The sequence below is a fragment of the Clostridioides sp. ZZV14-6153 genome (assembly GCF_020657855.1).
In the GTDB taxonomy this organism is placed as follows: domain Bacteria; phylum Bacillota; class Clostridia; order Peptostreptococcales; family Peptostreptococcaceae; genus Clostridioides.
This window is the reverse complement of record NZ_JAGWCZ010000004.1, coordinates 48,976-68,138: the sequence shown is the minus strand read 5'-3', so window position 1 is coordinate 68,138 and position 19,163 is coordinate 48,976. Positions and strand designations below refer to the sequence as shown.

The window sequence follows — 19,163 nt, the reverse complement described above, 5'->3', positions numbered from 1 at the left end:
TTACAAAAAGATTACAAAAAGATTACAAAAAAGGTTGCAATTTATTTTGATGTAAGTTAGAATGTTAATTAGGAATTGGAAACGAAGGAACAAAATGTTAAATTTTCGAAAGGATTAGGTATTTGAGATTATGATGAATATTAAAAATAAAAAACATATATTGAAAAAATTTATAGCAATGGTGTTAATAGCAGGAGTTGTTACAGTAGAGGCAGGAGCAATAACAGCTAGTGCAGCAGAGTTATCTAATTCACCTATGAATGCGACAGTAGATCAATGTGATTTCTTAAACATGAGAAGTGGAGCTAGTGCAAATGATGCAATAGTAGGAAAGATAAACACAGGTGACAAAGTTGAAGTTTTAGAACTACATTCAAATGGATGGATAAAAATAAGAACAGTTGACAATGTTACAGGATGGGTAAATGGAGATTATTTAACTATTGAAGGTGGAAATGTAGACGCAAAGGTACAAAATGTTTTAAACTTAGCATTTAAGCAACAAGGTAAACCATATAGATGGGGAGCAACTGGACCAAACTCTTTTGATTGTTCTGGGTTCACTTCGTATGTTTACAAAAATGGAGCAGGAGTTAATTTACCAAGAGTATCAAGATCACAAGCAACAGTAGGAAAGAAAGTATCTAGAGCAGAATTAAAAGCAGGAGATTTAGTTTTCTTTGGTTCAGGTGGTTCAATAAATCATGTTGGGTTGTATATAGGAGATTCTAAATTTATACATTCACCACAAACAGGAGATGTAGTAAAAGTTACTAGTATGGCTCCAGGAACTAATTATGCTAGAAGACTTATAACTGCTACACGTGTTTTACAATAATAATAGATTTAATTTACATAGGATTGAATATTAACATTAAATATAGTTATGTTTAATGTTTTACATAGAAAGTGAAGTATTAATTAATATTAAAATAGTGATGAACGTTATAAAAACAGCAAAGAATATAAATTTCTTTGCTGTTTTTTTTATAATAAATTATTTCATATTATAATTAAATATTAAATATAAATATTAACTATATTATTCAATATTTGACAGATAATATGAACTTTAGATATACTTAGTAAGGAGTATATTGTAGAAAAAAATAAATTTAAGAAATTAAGGGGGATGAAATGAAAAAGACAAGTATATTACTATTATCGTTGGTAATGACACTTACAATGTGTAGTGTAAGTTCATTTGCTGATTCGTCAAATGATAAGGAAATGAGAGCTGCTTGGATATCTACAGTTTATAACTTAGATTGGCCTAAGACTAAAAATAATGAAGCCAAGCAAAAAAAGGAATACACAGACTTATTAGACAAATTAAAAAGTGCAGGAATAAACACAGCAGTGGTTCAAGTAAGACCAAAATCAGATGCTTTATATAAATCAAAGATAAACACATGGTCTGAATATCTTACAGGTACTCAAGGTAAAGACCCTGGATATGACCCATTACCATTTTTAATAGAAGAAGCACATAAAAGAGGAATGGAATTCCATGCATGGTTTAATCCATACAGAATAACTATGGCAGATGAGAGCATAGATAAATTGCCAGCAAACCATCCAGCAAAGAAAAATCCAAGTTGGGTAGTTAAACATGGAAATAAGTATTACTATGACCCAGGTTTACCAGAAGTTAGAAAGTACATAGTTGATAGTATAGCAGAGGTAGTTCAAAATTATGATATAGATGGTGTTCATTTTGATGATTATTTCTATCCAGGAGTAAGTTTCAACGATACTGCTACATATCAAAAATATGGACAAGGACAAAACAAAGACAATTGGAGAAGAGAAAATGTAAATACTCTACTTAGAGATGTAAAGGCATCTATAAAGAGTATAAAGCCTGAAGTTGTATTTGGTGTGAGTCCAGCTGGAATATGGAGAAACAAGAGTAGTGACCCAACAGGTTCAGATACATCAGGTAATGAAAGTTATGTAGGTACATATGCAGATACAAGAGCATGGATAAAACAAGGATTAGTTGATTATGTAGTTCCACAACTTTACTGGCCAATTGGTCTTAAAGCCGCAGACTACTCTAAATTAGTTTCATGGTGGGCAAATGAAGTAAAAGGAACAAATGTAGACTTATACATAGGACAAGGTATATATAAACAAGGGCAATCAAGTTATAATGGGCAAAACATAGCAAAAGAAATAGTGAAGCAAGTAACATTAAATAGAAAATATAGTGAAATAAAGGGTAGTATGTATTTTTCAGCTAAAGATATAGCAAATAGTACATCTATACAAAATGATTTAAAGAGCTTGTACTCTGACAGTAATGAACAGCCAGTGACTCCACCATCTAATGTCAAGGTGGAAAAATTAAGAGGTGCTGAAAGATATGATACAGCAGTTGCAATAAGTAAAAAAGGATGGGCTACAAATTCAGATACAGTAGTATTAGTAAATGGATATTCTATAGTCGATGGTATAACATCAACTCCACTTGCTACTGCAAATGATGCACCTATATTATTAGTAAATAAGGGTGATATACCAACATCTACTAAAAATGAAATAAAAAGACTTAATCCAAGTAAAGTTATCTTAATAGGAGGAAATAATTCTATTGGAGATAAAGTTGAAAGTGAGATAAAAGATACATTATCAAATGTATCAATAAACAGAGTGGGTGGCTCAGATAGATATAGCACATCTCTTTTAATAGCAAAAGAATTAGCAAAGACTAATCCAGTAGACAAACTATATATAACAAGTGGTACAGGTGAAGCAGATTCTCTTTCTATAGCTTCAAAAGCAGGAGAAGAAAAACAGCCAATCGTATTAGTATCAAAAGATAATGTAAGTGATGAAATCTATAATTGGGTATCAGATTTAAATGTAAAAGATGCATATTTTATAGGTGGTAATTTAAGTATATCTGATTCAGTAATAAATAAATTAGATAAAGTTATTACAAATGATGTATCTAAAAATAGAATAGCTGGAGAAAATAGAGAAGAAACAAATGGAAAAGTAATACAGAAATTCTATCCAAATGCTGAATATTCATCAATGTTTGTAAGTAAGAGTAATCAGTTAGTAGATGCATTAACATCAGGACCTTTAGCAGCAAAATTAAAATCACCAGTAGTTATGCTTGGAAATAGTGTAACATCTGCTCAGAAAACTGCTCTAGAGCCTAAAAAGACAAGCCTAGTATATGAAGCTGGAGATGGAATAAATCAAACTGCATTAAACAGTTTATTAAACCTAGTTCAATAGTAAGAATTTAATAAAGATACTATATTATAAATGCTATAAAGGCAAATTAAAATAAAAGTATCAAATTGGAAAATGTTAAATTAAAAAGTATTAAATTAAAGTAGAAAGTAAAAAAAGAACTATATACATTTTATAATCAAGCATGGATAATAACTTGAAAATAATTATGTAATATAGTTCTTTTTATATATTTAATCTTATATTCTATAATAATATTTGCGTTAAATGTTTTTTATTGTTATTATTGTTTAAATTCTATATCATTAAATATAAAATCGTGTAATATATCTAAAGTATCTGGGTCAAATCTAAGAACCCAACCAGCTTTTCCATATATACCACCTGTACTATGAATTTCATCATCAATAGGGAATTCAAATTGTTTAATATTTAAGTCGCCCATTTTTAAAACTTGAGCTCCTAGAGAAAGTATTGCATTAGGCTTCATATTAGTTTTAACATATGGAAGAACAGCATCTAATAAACTTGGATATTTAGTAACAGGTAAAGTTTCTGTTTTCTTGATTATAGCTTGTATAATCTCTCTTTGTCTTCCATCTCTTGCAAAGGCAGTATCATTATGTCTGATACGTGCAAAAGATAATGCTTGATATCCATTTAAAGTTTGTACTCCAGATTTCCTAATATATTGTATGCTACCTTTATCATCACTTTTATTCCAACCATAAGTTTCAGGAATAAATTTATTTAATTCACTTATTTCTCCTTTTTCAATTGTAACTTCAACGCCACCAATAGCATCAATTATATACATAAATGATTCGAAATTAACACAAGCATAATTTTGAATATCAACATTAAAGTTCTCTTCAATTGTTTGTATTAACAAATCAGCTTGTCCATAAGCATAGGCATGAGTAAGTTTTTGTTTACCATGACCAGGGATGTCTACATAGCTATCACGAGCCAATGATGTAAGTTTGATATCATTATGTTTGTTATCAATAGTTAATATCATCATAGCATCTGACCTTGAAGAATCTTCATCTGGTCTAGCATCTGTTCCCATAAGTAGTATGTTAGTTATTCCATTTTCATTTTTATGGTCATTATTATTTAATAAATCACTATTTATGCTCGAGTCATGAATAGTAGATAATTTATAATAAAAATATCCATAGACGCTTATAGGGAATATTACTACCAAGAAAGCCAGTAGTATAACAAATTTCTTTAATTTTGACAAAAGTACCCCTTCTTTCTTCTTTTTCCTGTATATTTTTTAATAGCATACACTTAATTATATTAAAGTATTGAGATATATTCAATACTTGTTTCAGTTACAAAAAAAAGACAATGATATAATTTATAAGAAAATTTGTCAATTTATATATAATTAAAAGTATGTGTAGTATATCATGTAAAAAATTAATTAAAATTTTAAAGAAAAATAGGGTTTGTATATTTTTTACAATAAAAATAAGTACACACCTGTCAATTACAAAATAATTTGCTTCTTGAAAGGTATGCACTTACTGTCAAATTCTGTACATGATTTTTTATTACTTTAAATAAATATTTTACTCTTCAACCATAATATCTTCAAATATGAAATCGTGCATTGCATCTAATTCATACTCTTCAAAAGGAATTACATAGCCTGCACTACCAATTTTTCTACCATTTTCAGTAGAAAGAGGGAATTCCATTGATTTTAAGTCTAAGTTTCCAATACTTAAAAGTTTTGTTCCTAGAGAAATTATTTCATTAGGACTCATATTAGTTTTAACATATGGAAGTATAGTATTAACTAGATTAGGATATTTGGTAACTGGTAAATCCTTAACACCATTTATTAAACTTTGTATAACACTTCTTTGTCTTCTATCTCTCTCATCTGTACTATCATTTTTTCTTATACGAGAAAATGCAAGTGTTTGATATCCATTTAGTTTTTGCTCGCCTGAACTTCTTATATACTCAAGAGAGCCTTTGTCAGAGCTTTTATTCCATTTGTAAGTTTCAGGTATAAATTTGTTTAATTCTCTTATTTCACTCTTATCAACTGTAACAGTAACCCCTCCTAGAGCATCAACTATATCCATAAAAGAAAAAAAGTCAACTACAGCATAATTCTGTATATCGAGTTGGAAATTTTCTTCTATAGTTTCTATTAATAAATTAGCTTGACCATATACATAAGCATGTGTTAATTTTTGTTCTCCATGTCCTGGTATATTGACATACGTATCTCTATTTAATGAAGTTAATTTAAGACTTTTATTTTTATTATCAATAGTTAATATCATCATGGCATCAGAACGAGAAACTTCTTCACCTGGTCTTGCATCTGTACCTAATAATAATATATTTGTAATATCTTCTTCATTTTTATAGTCATTACTGCTAAGAGCCTCTGTATTTATACTATCATCTTGGATAGTTTTTAATTTAGTAAAAACATATCCGTATACACTAACAGGAAATGCTATGACTAAAAGGGCTAGAAATATAACGAACTTTTTGAGTCCTGACAATAATATCCCCTACTTTCTAAATTTTTTAATTACACATAGTTAATTATATTAAAAAATTGTTACATAAGCAATAAAAAACACAATAAATTAGCATAAGATTGTCATAATATAATTATTTTTATAATATTTTATAGAAGGAAGCGTGTAGTTATTATTAATTTTCTTGGAATATAATTACATAAAGATTTAAATTTTTATAAGTTGATGTATATATTGAAAAAAATATTTTCCTGAATGTAGTTATATTATCTTACAAAAGGTGTAAATTGTAATTTAGAATTTTTGGTGTATAATAGGAATTGAAAAATTAAACTGATAAAAATTAATAAAAAATAATTATAAATTATATAATTTGGGGGAGGAAATGTATGATAAAATTAATAGCAACAGACTTAGATGGAACTTTGTTAGATGAAAAGAGCGAAATAAATCCAGAGTTTTATAAAGTATTTAAAAAATTAAGAGAGAGGGGGATAATGTTTTCTGCTGCAAGTGGCAGGCAGTATCAAAATCTTATAAAAAAATTTGAAGATATAAAAGATGATATGATGTTTATCTCAGAAAATGGAACATTAGTAGTATATAAAGGAAAAGAAATATTATCAAATCCTTTGGATAAAGAGTTAGTAAATGAAATCATAGAGACAACAAGAAGTATAAAAGGGAAAAAAATTGTAATGAGTGGTAAACAATACGCCTATATAGAGAGCAAAGATGAAGCGTTTATAGAAGAAGTTAGTACTTACTATGCAAAGTTTAAAGTTGTAGATGACTTGACTAAAGTAGAAGGTGATATATTAAAGATAGCTATATTTGATTTCAAAGGTGCAGAACATAACAATAGTATCTACTTTGACCAGTTTTCTGATAGAGCTCAAGTATGTATTTCTGGGGTAGAGTGGCTTGATTTAACTGCAAAAGGTGCAAATAAAGGAAGTGCCATAAAAAAAGTACAAAGAATGTTAGATATAAAATATGAAGAAACTATGGTATTTGGTGACCAATTGAATGATGTAGAAATGATGAAGAGTGCTTATCATAGCTATGCCATGGAGAATGCCAATGAGTATTTGAAAGAAATTGCTAGATTCAGAGCAAAAAGAAATACTGAAAATGGTGTTGTAGATAAGATAAAAGAAGTCATAAAAATTGGATAGCCATCTATGATGGGGGTCTAAATGAAAAAGATTATTTTAAAGGAATTGAAATAAAGAAATATCAATGTAATTTTCATTAAACAATATTATTAAAATGAAAATTACATTGATATTTGGTAGATATTAGATAACTAATATCTATTTTTTTATAATACTTAATATCTTTTCCTCTATTTGAGATGCATTTTCAGCAGAAATCAAATAAACATATTTACCTGCTTTTTCAACGATAGTATTGTTTGCTATTTCAGAATTGCTTTTTTCTCCATGTCCTTCTCCAAAAGGTGCTTGAATCATGTCTTTTTTATAATTTTCTAGAGTTTTATAGATTTTATTTACATCATCAGTTTTTATGACAATGATATCTTCTAGATATAATTTTTCAGAAGAATTGATTACAAAACCTTGTGTAATGTCTTCTTCCACATCATTAAAATAATTAAATTCTTTTGCATCAAAAATTTTTGATTCTTTTATAAGTAAATCAGAAGACTTTAATGCTTTTTCAATTTTTGATGTAGAAACGTTTTTATAATCGCTACTTGAAGAACAACTAACCATTCCAAAGGATAAGATTATTGAAAAAAACAACATTAAAATTTTTTTCATGAGAAACCTCCAAGTTTTTTAACTCTATCTTAATTTAGTTTACTACATAATTATATAAAAATAAATGTATTTAATGTTACAGTTTTGATTAATAATGTAATATTTTGATAATAATACCTATTAAGAGGTGATTAGAAATGAGAGTACCAAAACATGTAGGAATTATACCAGATGGAAATAGAAGATGGGCAAGTCAAAATGGAATGACAAAGGATAGAGGATATGAAAGTGGAATAGATCCTGGACTAGAATCTTATAGATTATGTAGAGATTTAGGTTGTGAAGAAGTAACTTTTTATGGGTTTACAACTGATAATACAAGACGTCCATCAGTTCAGACAAAAGCGTTTACAAAAGCATGTATTGATGCAGCAAATATACTAATAGAAGAAGGTGCAGCCTTACTAGTTGTTGGAAACACAAAATCTCCAATGTTCCCAGAAGAATTATTACCATATACAAATCGAATTCAAGCTAAAGACGGACAGATAAGAGCAAACTTACTGGTAAATTATGGATGGTATTGGGATTTAAATAATATATCAGGAGTAGAAAATGTAAATAAGAATAACATACAGGATTACATACAGTCATTTGATGTGTCAAGACTGGACTTGATAATTAGATGGGGTGGAAGACGTAGATTAAGCGGTTTCCTGCCTGTGCAATCAATTTATGCAGACTTTTATGTTATAGATAATTATTGGCCAGATTTCAAAGGTGATGATATAAAAGATGCCTTTAGTTGGTATGATACACAAGATGTCACTCTAGGCGGATAATTAAGAAATTTCAGTTTTTAGATTGTAGAGTATTTTAAATTATTGAAAAAAAAACTTCTTGGTGGTAAAATAACACTAATAATATGAAAAAATGTAAAAATCTATACCAAGAAGGGTGAAGAAATGTCAAAAAGCAATAATAACAATAATTCAAGAAACAAATCTAAAAATACCAGCCATCTGAACAGAAAAAAAAGAAAAATAAATAAAAAAAAGTTAGTACTACTGATTTGCTTTACAGTATTATTTTTATTTATTGCATTTAAGGCTACTCAAGGTGTAGTAGCTTTGGTCAAAGGGATGGATAAAAATAATAAAACAAATCAACAACAAAAAGTTGACTCAGAACAATTTGACCTTGGTGATGAAAATGAAAATAAAAACAAAAAATATACTGTATTTATAGATCCAGGTCATGGAGGAAATGATAAAGGAACTCAAAGTAAAACTAGTAACAGATATGAAAAAGACCTCACTTTACAAATTTCAAAGAAATTAGCAAATAAATTAGCTAAGCAAAAAGACATTCAAGTAGTTGTATCTAGAACTGATGATACATATGTATCATTGATGGATAGAGTAAACTTAGCAAAAAATAGCTCTGCGGATGTACTTGTTTCTATACACTTAAATGCAGAAAAAAATGGAAATACAGCAACAGGTATAGAAACATGGTATAGAAATAAAGCTACAGATGGCTCAAAAGAACTTGCACAAACAGTTCAAAGTACAATAGTATCTTATGTTAAAGTAAGGGATAGAGGAATAATTGAAAATAATTTTGAAGTACTTAGAGAATCAAATATGCCAGCTATATTAATAGAGTGTGGTTTTTTAACAACGCCTTCAGAAGAGCAAAAAATAATAAATGAGAAATATCAAGAGCAACTTACAGAGGGAATTGTTCAAGGTATACTTTCATATTTGGATTCTAAGGGAAATAAATAATTTAATTATTATCTGAATGTAAAAATTAAATTAAAAATACAAAGGTGTGAATTATATTAAAAGTATGATTTCATACTAAAAATACTATTTAGATTTAAGAACTATGAAACTACAGACTACTTTATATATGTCTGATTTCATAGTTTTTTTGTCAAAATTAGTTGATATTTGCAAAAAATAGAGAAATAAAATCGTAGAAATAGAGTTATTTATATGTGATTTTAAGTTAGATTGATTTACTATCAATTGTGCCTTATAATTAATATAGAATATAGAAAAAGTTTGCTCATAAAATAATTTAAAAAATAATATAGGGGAATTTATATGAATAAAAAAAATATAATGAAAATTTGTTGGTTAAATAAAATAGTTTTTATTATAATTGGGATTTTAGGAATAGTTTTACTTACAAGGCATATTGGAATAGACATTAAGAGTCAAATTTTGATTTTATTAATCTTATTTAGCATAAGTATGTTTATTTCATACCTTAAGGTTAAGACATATGAAGATGAAATTAATTTAGATGTCACAAGTAATTCAGATAAACTTATAAACATTACTAAGAATGATAATTTTTTAGAACATATTCAAAGCTATATATTTGCTAATAAGAGAGAAAATTGTGTGTTAGCATGCTTTGATTTATGTAGACTTAAACTTATAAATGATATATATGGTTATAAGCTAGGGGATGAAGTATTAGACAATATCTCAAACAACTTAAAAAATTATTTTGGAAATGAAGCTATTTATGGAAAGTTAAAAAGCGATGTTTTTGTATTAATAATAAAACTTGAAGATAGAGATGAAAAGATTCATAATTTGGTAAACCTTATTAAAAATAAAATTGTGACCTTGAGTCAGATAGATAGTTTTAAAATGAATATAAATATTGAAGCTTCTATTGGTATTTATAAATTTAATAGTAATGAAATTGACATAAAAAAAGCTATAGACAATGCTGATATGGCAAGAATTAAATCAAAAGGATTAAAGCATATAGAATATGTGGAATTTGATGATGCTATGGAAAAAGAAATAAAATCACTTATGAAAATAGAACAAGATTTATTTTTAGCTATTAAAAACAAAGAGTTCATAATTCACTACCAGCCTAAATTTGATTCAAGAACAAATAAAATTATAGGTTCAGAAGCATTAATAAGATGGATTCATCCAACTTTAGGTATAGTTGCTCCAAATAATTTTATACCTATAGCTGAGAAAAGTGGTTTGATAAATAATATTGGTAGATGGGTGATTGAGGAAGTTTTTATTACTATTGATAAGTGGATTTCAGAAGGGATAAATGTTTTACCAGTTTCAATAAATTTATCTAGAGTAGAACTTTATAAGAATGATTTAGTAGATTTTTTTAAGTCAATGTTTGATACATATAATGTTCCTAGAAAACTTGTAGAAATAGAAATAACAGAAACAACAGCTTTAAATGATGTAAAGTTTATTAGTGAGAGACTTTATGAAATTAAATCTCTAGGTATGAATATATCATTGGATGACTTTGGTATAGGTAACTCAAATTTTGTCAATCTTAAGGGGATACCAGTAGATGTTATAAAAATTGATAGGTCACTTATATTAGATATAGTGACTAACTCAAAAACAAAGGTTATGATAAAAGCCATTGTTAATCTTTCGCATGATTTAAATTTAACTGTTATATGTGAAGGTGTAGAGGATATGGAACAAGTTAAAGTTTTAAATGGTATGGGATGTAATTTTATACAAGGTTATGTATTTTCTAAACCAATAGATGAATGTAGTTACAAGGAACTTCTTACTGGAAAAAGTAATATAAGTTTAGAAGAGAGTCTTTTGAAAGAATATATGGCAGTTGAGGAGGTGGAATAATGATTTCAGAAGACGTAGATTATGCAATAAGAATTGTAAGAGCTATATTTAATAATGGAGAAAACAATCCAATAGATGTCAAAACAATATTAAAAAATGAAGATATACCAATATTAACATTATATAAACTACTTAGAAAACTTTGTGCAAATAACTTACTTACTTTTAATAAAGAAGATGGAAAGAAATACATGTTAAATGTATCATTGGATACAATAAGTTTGAGAACGATTGTAGAAATAATAGATGGGAAAATATATATAAATAAATGTACTAGATATGTATCTAATTGTAGTAATTGTTTAAAAGGTTGCAAGGTAAATCAGGAATTACTAGAGATAGAAAAAGAAATCTATAAACTTTTATCAAGAAAATCTATAAGACAGATATTAGAATAATAAATTTTTAGCTTAGCTAATAGTTGGAGGTTTTCAGTTATGGATGATATATCTCAAGATAACTTTCTATTATCTAAAGAGTATGAGAATAGTTTAGATGTAGATACTAAAAAAGCAGGTGGAATATACTATACACCTAAAATCATTGTCGATTATATTGTTAAAAAAACCTTGAGAAATCACGATATAATTAAAAATCCATATCCGAGAATTCTTGACATATCTTGTGGATGTGGAAACTTTCTTTTAGAAGTATATGATATTTTATATGACTTATTTGAAAAAAATATTTATGAATTAAAAAATAAATACGATGAAAATTATTGGAAGATTGATAATATACACAATCATATATTAAACCATTGTATATATGGTGCTGATATTGATGAAAATGCTATAAATATACTAAAAGATAGCTTAAAAAACAAAAAGACAAGAACTGATTTAAAATATGACGATATTAAAATCAACCTATTTTGTTGTGATAGTCTAAAGAAAAACTGGCGATATAAGTTTGATTACATAGTCGGTAATCCTCCGTATATTGGACATAAAAAACTTGAAAAAAAATATAAAAAATTTCTTTTAGAAAAATACAGTGAGGTTTATAAAGATAAAGCTGACTTATATTTTTGTTTTTATAAAAAGATTATAGATATCTTAAAATGTGGAGGAACAGGAAGTGTTATAACTCCAAGGTATTTCTTAGAAAGTTTATCGGGAAAAGATTTGAGAGATTATATTAAGTCAAATGTTAATATTAAAGAAATAGTAGATTTTTTGGGTGCAAATATATTTAAAAACATAGGTGTTTCTAGTTGCATTCTTACTTTTAATAAAAAAAAATTGAATGATACACCTATAGATATATTTAGAATAAAGAATGAAGATGTATCTATAAATAAATTTAAAACACTAGAAGAACTTTTAAACAGTAGTAAATTTGAATATTTTAATATAAATCAAAACTTGCTTTCTGATGAATGGATAATTGTAAATAAGGATAATGAATCTTTTTATAATAAAATACAAGAAAAAGGTAAATATAGCCTAGAAGATATAGCTGTAAGCTTTCAAGGTATAATTACAGGATGTGATAAAGCATTTATTTTAAGTGAAGGGGATTCAAAATTAGATTTTGTAGATGAGAAGCTTTTAAAAGATTGGATAAAAAGCAAAAATATAAACAAGTATGTAGTAGAGAAGAGTGAATATAAGCTAATATACTCAAATGATATAGATGATGAGGTTAAAAACAAGAAAATACTTGATGAAATTATAGGAGTATATAAGACAAAATTAGAAAATAGAAGAGAATGTAAAAGTGGAATAAGAAAGTGGTATGAACTTCAATGGGGTAGAGAAAAGCTTTTTTTCGAAAGAAAAAAGATAATGTATCCATATAAATCCAAAGAAAATAGATTTGCTATAGATTATGATAATAATTTTTCAAGTGCAGATGTATATTCTTTTTTCATAAAAGATGAGTATTTAGATAAATTTTCATATGAATATTTAGTTGGAATTTTAAATTCTAGTGTATATGATAAATACTTTAAAATAACAGCCAAAAAAATGAGTAAAAATATATATGATTATTATCCTAATAAGGTTATGAAGATAAGAATTTTTAGAGATAATAATTATGAAGAAATAGAGGATTTATCAAAACAAATAATATCAATTTTATTAAATGAAAAAATAGATAAAGAAAAAGTAGAAAAATTGCAGATAAAAATAGATAAATTAGTAATAGATTCTTTGGGTATATAAATAAATATGGCTATGAAAAAATACGTTGAATGTTAATAATTTATCTAAATTTATAAAGAAAAAGTTAACCATATAAAAAATATTAAAAATATATACTTTTGAATATTTTTTTGATAAAATAAAAATAAATTTGTGCAATTTTATTTTTCTCCAATAACTAAAAGTAGTTTTTTGAATTAATATTTGCTGAGGAATATAAATCAGGAACGCTTTAAATAGTAGGTGATAATATGAAAGGATTAGTTTTAGAAGGTGGAGGAACAAAAGGAGCTTATCAAATAGGCGCATATAAAGCTTTAAGAGAACTTGGTATAGAATTTCAAGGAGTAACAGGAACATCAATTGGGGCTTTAAATGGAGCATATATAATTCAAAATGATATTGAGGTAATGGAAGATATCTGGCTAAACTATGATTATACTCATTTTATGAATATTGACAAAGAAAGCTATGAGAGATTTAAAAATGTAGATTTCACTACGAAAAATATCAATGCAGTTTTTGAACTTATAAATAAAGCCAGAAAAAATGAAGGTATAGATATAAGCCCATTAAGACACTTAATGGAAACTACATTAAATGAAGATATAATAAGAAAATCAAAAAAAGACTTTGGACTTGTTACGGTTTGGTGGGATAAAAAAATTAATCCTCATCCATTGTATATAGAAGATATGCCACAAGGGAGATTGGTTGACTACTTAATTGCTAGTTCTAGTTTGCCTATTTTCCAAACAAATGTAATGGATGATAAATTGTATTTGGATGGAATGTTTTGTGATAATATGCCAATAGGGCTTTTAGAAGATAAAGGATATGAAGATGTTGTTGTAATTAGGTTAATTGATGATTTTCTTGGAAAAATGAACCTAAACAAACATCAGAATATAAATATAAAAACCATAATACCATCAGAATATTTAGGTGGCTCTCTTAATAAAGATAGAGATAATGTAGAAAAAAATATTCGATTAGGATATTTAGATACTATGAAAGCTTATGAAAGATGCGATGGTATTAAATATTACTTTGATGTAGAATATAAGTACGATGAAGAGTATTGTTTTGATAGATTTAGAAGAATGAGTAATGAAACAATACAATGTATTTGTAACTTATTGAATATAAAAAGAGATGTTTCGCTTAGAACTGTTATGGAAAATGTAATACCAAAGCTTGGTGAGACACTTGGTTTACCCAAAAATTTTTCATATAAAGATTTATTTTACTGTGTATATGAGAAAAAACTTGAAGAAAATAGTATAAATAGGGTAAAATTATATGATTTTAACAAGGTTATAGATGTTGTAAATACAAATATTGATTCTAATAAGAATTTAGCATCAAATTTTGAAATTAGACCTAAAATTAGTATTAAAAAGAACAAAAACACAAAATTATTGACAAATTGTATTATAAAAGACTTAAAAAATCAAAGTTAAATAAAAAACAAAAAAAAATTTGTAATTATACTCGAAAAAAGTGTATATTAGTAGTATAATATTTTTGTAGCACTAGTGGGAACAAAAAAGTACCATAGGACAAAAAAGTACCACTAAGTGCCATTAAAGTAAAAAATAGGAAAACAATTTTAAAAAATATAAAATGTTAGGTTTATAGGAGGATTTAAAAAATGGAAAAAGTAGTTAGTATCAAAAATGCAAGTGGATTACATGCTAGACCAGCAGGAATGTTTGTTAAGAAGGCTGCTGAGTTTAAATCAACAGTAGAAGTTGTAGCAAAAGACAAAACTGTAAATGCAAAATCAATCATGGGAATAATGAGTTTAGGTTTAGCTCAAGGAGAAGAATTAAAATTAGTTGTAAATGGAGAAGATGAAGCAGTAGCTTTAGCAGCAATGGTTGAATTAGTTGAAAGTGGATTTGGAGAGTAGATATAATAGTTTCTAAAAATTTGGTATTTATAATCTAATCATTGCTTAGAGTAAAAGTAACAGAGAAACATTAAAAATATACAGACAAAAGTTTGTAAATATTTAGTTTCTTTGTTACTTTCATGTTTATTTAATCAGAAGATTAAGATTATTGTTAATTGGGTATGAAAATACAAATATTTTAAATGATGAAATAAGTAAGATATTTTTAATTATAAATTTGTAATCAAAATACAGAAGATATTTTTAGGAGGTAGGGTTATGGCTTACAAAGGAATAGGAGCTTCTCCTGGTATTGCTTTAGGGAAAGCGTTAGTAGTAGAGCATAGTGAATTAGTAATTGAGAAAAAATCTATAGATAATGTTGAAGCGGAAGTTGCTAAATTAGAAAATGCAGTTGTAGTTTCTAAAGAAGAATTAATAAAAGTTAAGGAAAAGGCTTCTCAAGAATTAGGAGAAGAAGAAGCAGAAATATTTGAAGCACATTTATTAGTTTTAGAAGACCCAGAATTAATTGGTTCTGCAATTGATAAAATCAAAACTGAAAATGTAAATGCAGAATATGCTTTAAATGAAATAAAAGAAATGTTTGTTAGCATGTTTGAGTCTATGGACAATGAATACATGAAAGAAAGAGCAGCAGACATAAAAGACGTTACAAATAGAATACTTAGACATATATTAGGAATCAAAGTTGTTGATTTATCTGCTTTAAGTGAAGAAGTAGTATTAATAGCACATGATTTAACTCCATCAGATACAGCAACTATGAACAAAAAAATGGTTTTAGGATTTTTAACTGATATAGGTGGAAGAACTTCTCATACAGCTATAATGTCTAGAACTTTAGAAATCGCTGCAATCGTTGGACTAAGTGATATAACTTCAAACGTTAAAGATGGAGATTTTGTAGTTTTCAATGGAGATACTGGTGAAGTAATCGTTAATCCAGATGAAGATACTATAAACAAATATACTGAGTTAAAAGCTAAATATGAAGAAGAAAGAAAAGCATTACAATTATTAAAAGGAAAGCAATCAGTAACTCTTGATGGGAAGCATGTGGAATTAGCTGGTAACATAGGAACTCCTAATGATATAGAAGGTCTAATAAAGAATGATGCTGAAGGTGTTGGTCTTTATAGAACAGAATTTTTATATATGGATAGAGATTCTTTCCCAACTGAGGAAATACAATATGAAGCTTACAAAGCTGTATTAGAAGGAATGGAAGGTAAACCTATAGTTATAAGAACATTAGATATAGGTGGAGATAAAGAGTTAAGTTACTTGACTATGGAACCTGAAATGAATCCATTTTTAGGTTACAGAGCAATAAGACTTTGTTTAGATAGAACAGATATATTTAAGACTCAATTAAGAGCGTTATATAGAGCAAGTGTTCATGGAAGATTGAGAATAATGTTCCCTATGATTTCATCTTTAGAAGAATTATTACAAGCTAAAGAAGTTGTAAAAGAAGTGTTAGCAGAACTTGATTCTGAAGGTATAGCTTATGCTAAAGATGTAGAAATCGGTATGATGATAGAAGTACCATCTGCTGCTGTAATATCTGATGTACTTGCTAAACATGTAGATTTCTTCTCAATAGGAACTAATGATTTAATCCAATATACTTGTGCAGTTGATAGAATGAACCAAAAGATAAGCTATCTTTACAATCAATTTAATCCAGCTGTTTTAAGACTTATAAAGACAGTTATAGATAATGCACATAAAGAAGGTAAGTGGGCAGGTATGTGTGGAGAATCTGCTGGAGACCAAAAAATGATACCAATACTTTTAGGTATGGGATTAGACGAGTTTTCTATGTCTCCAATATCAATACTTCCTGCTAGAAAATTAATAACTTCAGTTAAAGAAGCCGATATGAAAAAATTAGCTGATGAAGTACTTAATATGGGTACTGCTGAAGAAATAAAAAGATATATTGAAACAACTTTTAACATGTAATTTATAAAATATATAATATGTAATTTACAAACTTATATTATATAAAATATCCATGTAGATATGTTATAAATAATATGAATAACTCAATAAGTAAAGAAAAGCCATAGTTTATTTTATACGCTATGGCTTTTTTATTATTATAAATTAAAATTTATAATACCTTAATTATAGTTTGTGTTTTTTGTAGACTTATTTTTTAGGTAATTGCACCTGAATATGTATTAATGTTATGTGGATGTACTCTTGAAATATGGTAATATATATTAAGGGTGAATGGTTTAAAGAGTATATATTTAATGGAGGTATACAATTTGAAAATTACAAAAACAAAACTATTTATCATAATTTTACCTGTCTTAGCTTTTGTAATATTATTTTTAAGTACAGAACGTAGCTTAATAGATAATAAGCAGTACAACAAAATATATTCAGATTTGAAAGATACAAAGAGAATAGAAATTTATCATAAGTTTAATAGAGAGGCTGAAAAAAACTATGAACCAATTGTAGTTACAGATGAAAAATTAATAAATGAGATATTAAGTTTTATGAGTAAGGTAACTGATTTTGAGGATAGAGATATGAGTGGGGTAGCTGTAAAGAATCAAAAGATAAGTTTTTATAATAGCAATAATGAGCAAAAAATTATAAACTACTCATATGATAATCTACATAATTTTGGAGAGATTAAATACAATAATGAGAAATTTAACTTACCATATGATTTTTTCAGGTTAATAAACTCTCTTGATGAATTTAAACCTCAAAATACAAAAGTTCCTAATGATGTGAATGAACTTTTTAAAAAGTATAGTTGGACACCAAGTTTTCTTATATCGTCTCAAAGAAAAACACTTCCCAACAATTTTAAATATTCATCAGAAAATACAACAGAGAAAATATATTGGGCTTATAATATGGAACTGTCTAAAGATATAGGATTAGATTTTTCTAATTTAAATTCAAATGACATTACTGCTGAGATATATAGCTTAATTGAACCATTACCAGACTCATTTGAACCTTTATTAGATGCTAGAGGAATTGTAATAAGACATGATGGAAGGATTGTAGGAGCATACATTGATTCAGGCAGACATGAAGGAAAGGCTATTAGTTTAAAAAGACATACTTTTAAAGAAGTAAAAAAAGAAGATTTAAATGTGTGGATAGTTGATAACTGTATAGATAAAACTAATTCTCTATATAAGGATATATCAAAAATGAGTAATGAAGATTTAATAAGAATGCATCTTAAGGCTATGGAAGAAAATAATACAAATGAGTTGTTAGCAACTATGGATGTAGAAAGTCAGATAAGTACTTTATTTATTAATTTGGATAATCGTAAACTTTTTAATGATACTAGATTTGAAATGAATTTACCAGATTATATTAATAGCGATACAATTGTATATATAGAAAAAATGGATTTAGGAGAAGAAGAAGAAAAAGATAAAAAAAGTTATAATGTAATATTTGCTAATGATGGGGTAGAAAAGGCTGGTGGAAAATTAGGTTTTTCTGACATTAATATTGATGTTATAAATGATGGTGGAGTGTGGAAAGTATCTGGATTTACGAAATAAATTTAAACTTAAAATTATTAATGTTAAAATTTGATATTGTATTGAAAAATAATTAAAAGTATTTAATAATAGAATTAAGGGTAAAATAAATTAAGAACTTAAGATATTGAATATGAATGTATAATTTTAATGTGATATCCAAATAAATCCTAAATTTAATTTGAGTTTTAATATATATGGTCTAAGGTTTGATTATTAAAGATTTAATTGTAAGTTGTTACAGTTGATGATATTGATGTAGAGATTAAAGTTTAGAATAGAAAGTGCACCTTAAATTTTAAAATGTAAATTTAAAAATGTAAGTTAGTACAATCTAAAAATTATAATCACTCAATAGATTTATGGATTTATTTGTTTATTATAAATAAGTGGGAGTAGATTTTTCTACTCCCACTTTGTATATTATTATTTAAT

Annotated in this window: 15 protein-coding genes; 12 read left to right on the top strand and 3 right to left on the bottom strand. The window is 26.8% G+C overall.

Annotated elements, in window-relative coordinates; translation table 11 throughout:
- Positions 1-133: 133 nt before the first annotated feature.
- Positions 134-838: an SH3 domain-containing C40 family peptidase gene (locus KGF46_RS07115; protein WP_227854619.1), complete on the top strand. Its 705-nt coding sequence runs from the start codon at positions 134-136 to the stop codon at positions 836-838.
- Between the two features lie 299 nt (positions 839-1,137).
- Positions 1,138-3,252 (top strand): cell wall-binding glycosyl-hydrolase Cwp19, encoded by a 2,115-nt coding sequence (locus tag KGF46_RS07110; protein WP_227842593.1) that lies wholly within the window; start codon positions 1,138-1,140, stop codon positions 3,250-3,252.
- Between the two features lie 241 nt (positions 3,253-3,493).
- On the opposite strand, the gene KGF46_RS07105 is transcribed toward KGF46_RS07110, so the two are convergent.
- Both KGF46_RS07105 and KGF46_RS07100 read right to left on the bottom strand, forming a co-directional pair.
- Positions 3,494-4,459, bottom strand: coding sequence for an LCP family protein (locus tag KGF46_RS07105; protein ID WP_227827538.1), 966 nt, complete (start codon positions 4,457-4,459; stop codon positions 3,494-3,496).
- A gap of 334 nt (positions 4,460-4,793) precedes the next feature.
- Positions 4,794-5,750 carry an LCP family protein gene (locus tag KGF46_RS07100; RefSeq protein ID WP_227827537.1) on the bottom strand — a complete coding sequence of 319 codons (957 nt, stop codon included), beginning with the start codon at positions 5,748-5,750 and terminating at the stop codon, positions 4,794-4,796.
- A 368-nt stretch (positions 5,751-6,118) separates the two neighbouring features.
- Between KGF46_RS07100 and KGF46_RS07095 the strand changes: the two genes are divergently transcribed.
- The gene (locus KGF46_RS07095) at positions 6,119-6,907 is read left to right on the top strand and encodes an HAD family hydrolase (protein ID WP_227856451.1); all 789 of its coding nucleotides are present in this window, start codon (positions 6,119-6,121) and stop codon (positions 6,905-6,907) included.
- 138 nt (positions 6,908-7,045) lie between these two features.
- On the opposite strand, the gene KGF46_RS07090 is transcribed toward KGF46_RS07095, so the two are convergent.
- Complete coding sequence (locus tag KGF46_RS07090) at positions 7,046-7,516, bottom strand: DUF4358 domain-containing protein (protein ID WP_227827535.1); 471 nt, start codon at positions 7,514-7,516, stop codon at positions 7,046-7,048.
- 137 nt (positions 7,517-7,653) lie between these two features.
- Between KGF46_RS07090 and KGF46_RS07085 the strand changes: the two genes are divergently transcribed.
- The 9 genes from KGF46_RS07085 (at position 7,654) to KGF46_RS07045 (ending at position 18,749) form a co-directional block, all read left to right on the top strand.
- Positions 7,654-8,298: an undecaprenyl diphosphate synthase family protein gene (locus tag KGF46_RS07085; protein WP_227842595.1), complete on the top strand. Its 645-nt coding sequence runs from the start codon at positions 7,654-7,656 to the stop codon at positions 8,296-8,298.
- A 123-nt stretch (positions 8,299-8,421) separates the two neighbouring features.
- Positions 8,422-9,246 (top strand): N-acetylmuramoyl-L-alanine amidase, encoded by an 825-nt coding sequence (locus KGF46_RS07080; RefSeq protein ID WP_227827533.1) that lies wholly within the window; start codon positions 8,422-8,424, stop codon positions 9,244-9,246.
- Between the two features lie 324 nt (positions 9,247-9,570).
- Positions 9,571-11,121 (top strand): putative bifunctional diguanylate cyclase/phosphodiesterase, encoded by a 1,551-nt coding sequence (locus KGF46_RS07075; protein WP_227861887.1) that lies wholly within the window; start codon positions 9,571-9,573, stop codon positions 11,119-11,121.
- Positions 11,121-11,519 (top strand): RrF2 family transcriptional regulator, encoded by a 399-nt coding sequence (locus KGF46_RS07070; protein WP_227434474.1) that lies wholly within the window; start codon positions 11,121-11,123, stop codon positions 11,517-11,519. Before KGF46_RS07075 ends, KGF46_RS07070 begins: the two co-directional genes overlap by 1 nt.
- 39 nt (positions 11,520-11,558) lie before the next feature.
- A complete protein-coding gene (locus KGF46_RS07065) occupies positions 11,559-13,292 on the top strand; it encodes an Eco57I restriction-modification methylase domain-containing protein (RefSeq protein WP_227827530.1) in 1,734 nt (577 codons plus the stop codon).
- A 230-nt stretch (positions 13,293-13,522) separates the two neighbouring features.
- Positions 13,523-14,734 carry a patatin-like phospholipase family protein gene (locus KGF46_RS07060; protein WP_227827529.1) on the top strand — a complete coding sequence of 404 codons (1,212 nt, stop codon included), beginning with the start codon at positions 13,523-13,525 and terminating at the stop codon, positions 14,732-14,734.
- Between the two features lie 191 nt (positions 14,735-14,925).
- Positions 14,926-15,186, top strand: coding sequence for an HPr family phosphocarrier protein (locus tag KGF46_RS07055; RefSeq protein WP_227827528.1), 261 nt, complete (start codon positions 14,926-14,928; stop codon positions 15,184-15,186).
- A gap of 261 nt (positions 15,187-15,447) precedes the next feature.
- Positions 15,448-17,160: a phosphoenolpyruvate--protein phosphotransferase gene (ptsP, locus tag KGF46_RS07050; RefSeq protein WP_227842596.1), complete on the top strand. Its 1,713-nt coding sequence runs from the start codon at positions 15,448-15,450 to the stop codon at positions 17,158-17,160.
- A gap of 311 nt (positions 17,161-17,471) precedes the next feature.
- Positions 17,472-18,749, top strand: a complete 1,278-nt coding sequence (locus tag KGF46_RS07045) for a DUF4830 domain-containing protein (protein WP_227854616.1) — start codon at positions 17,472-17,474, stop codon at positions 18,747-18,749.
- Positions 18,750-19,163 lie beyond the last annotated feature (414 nt).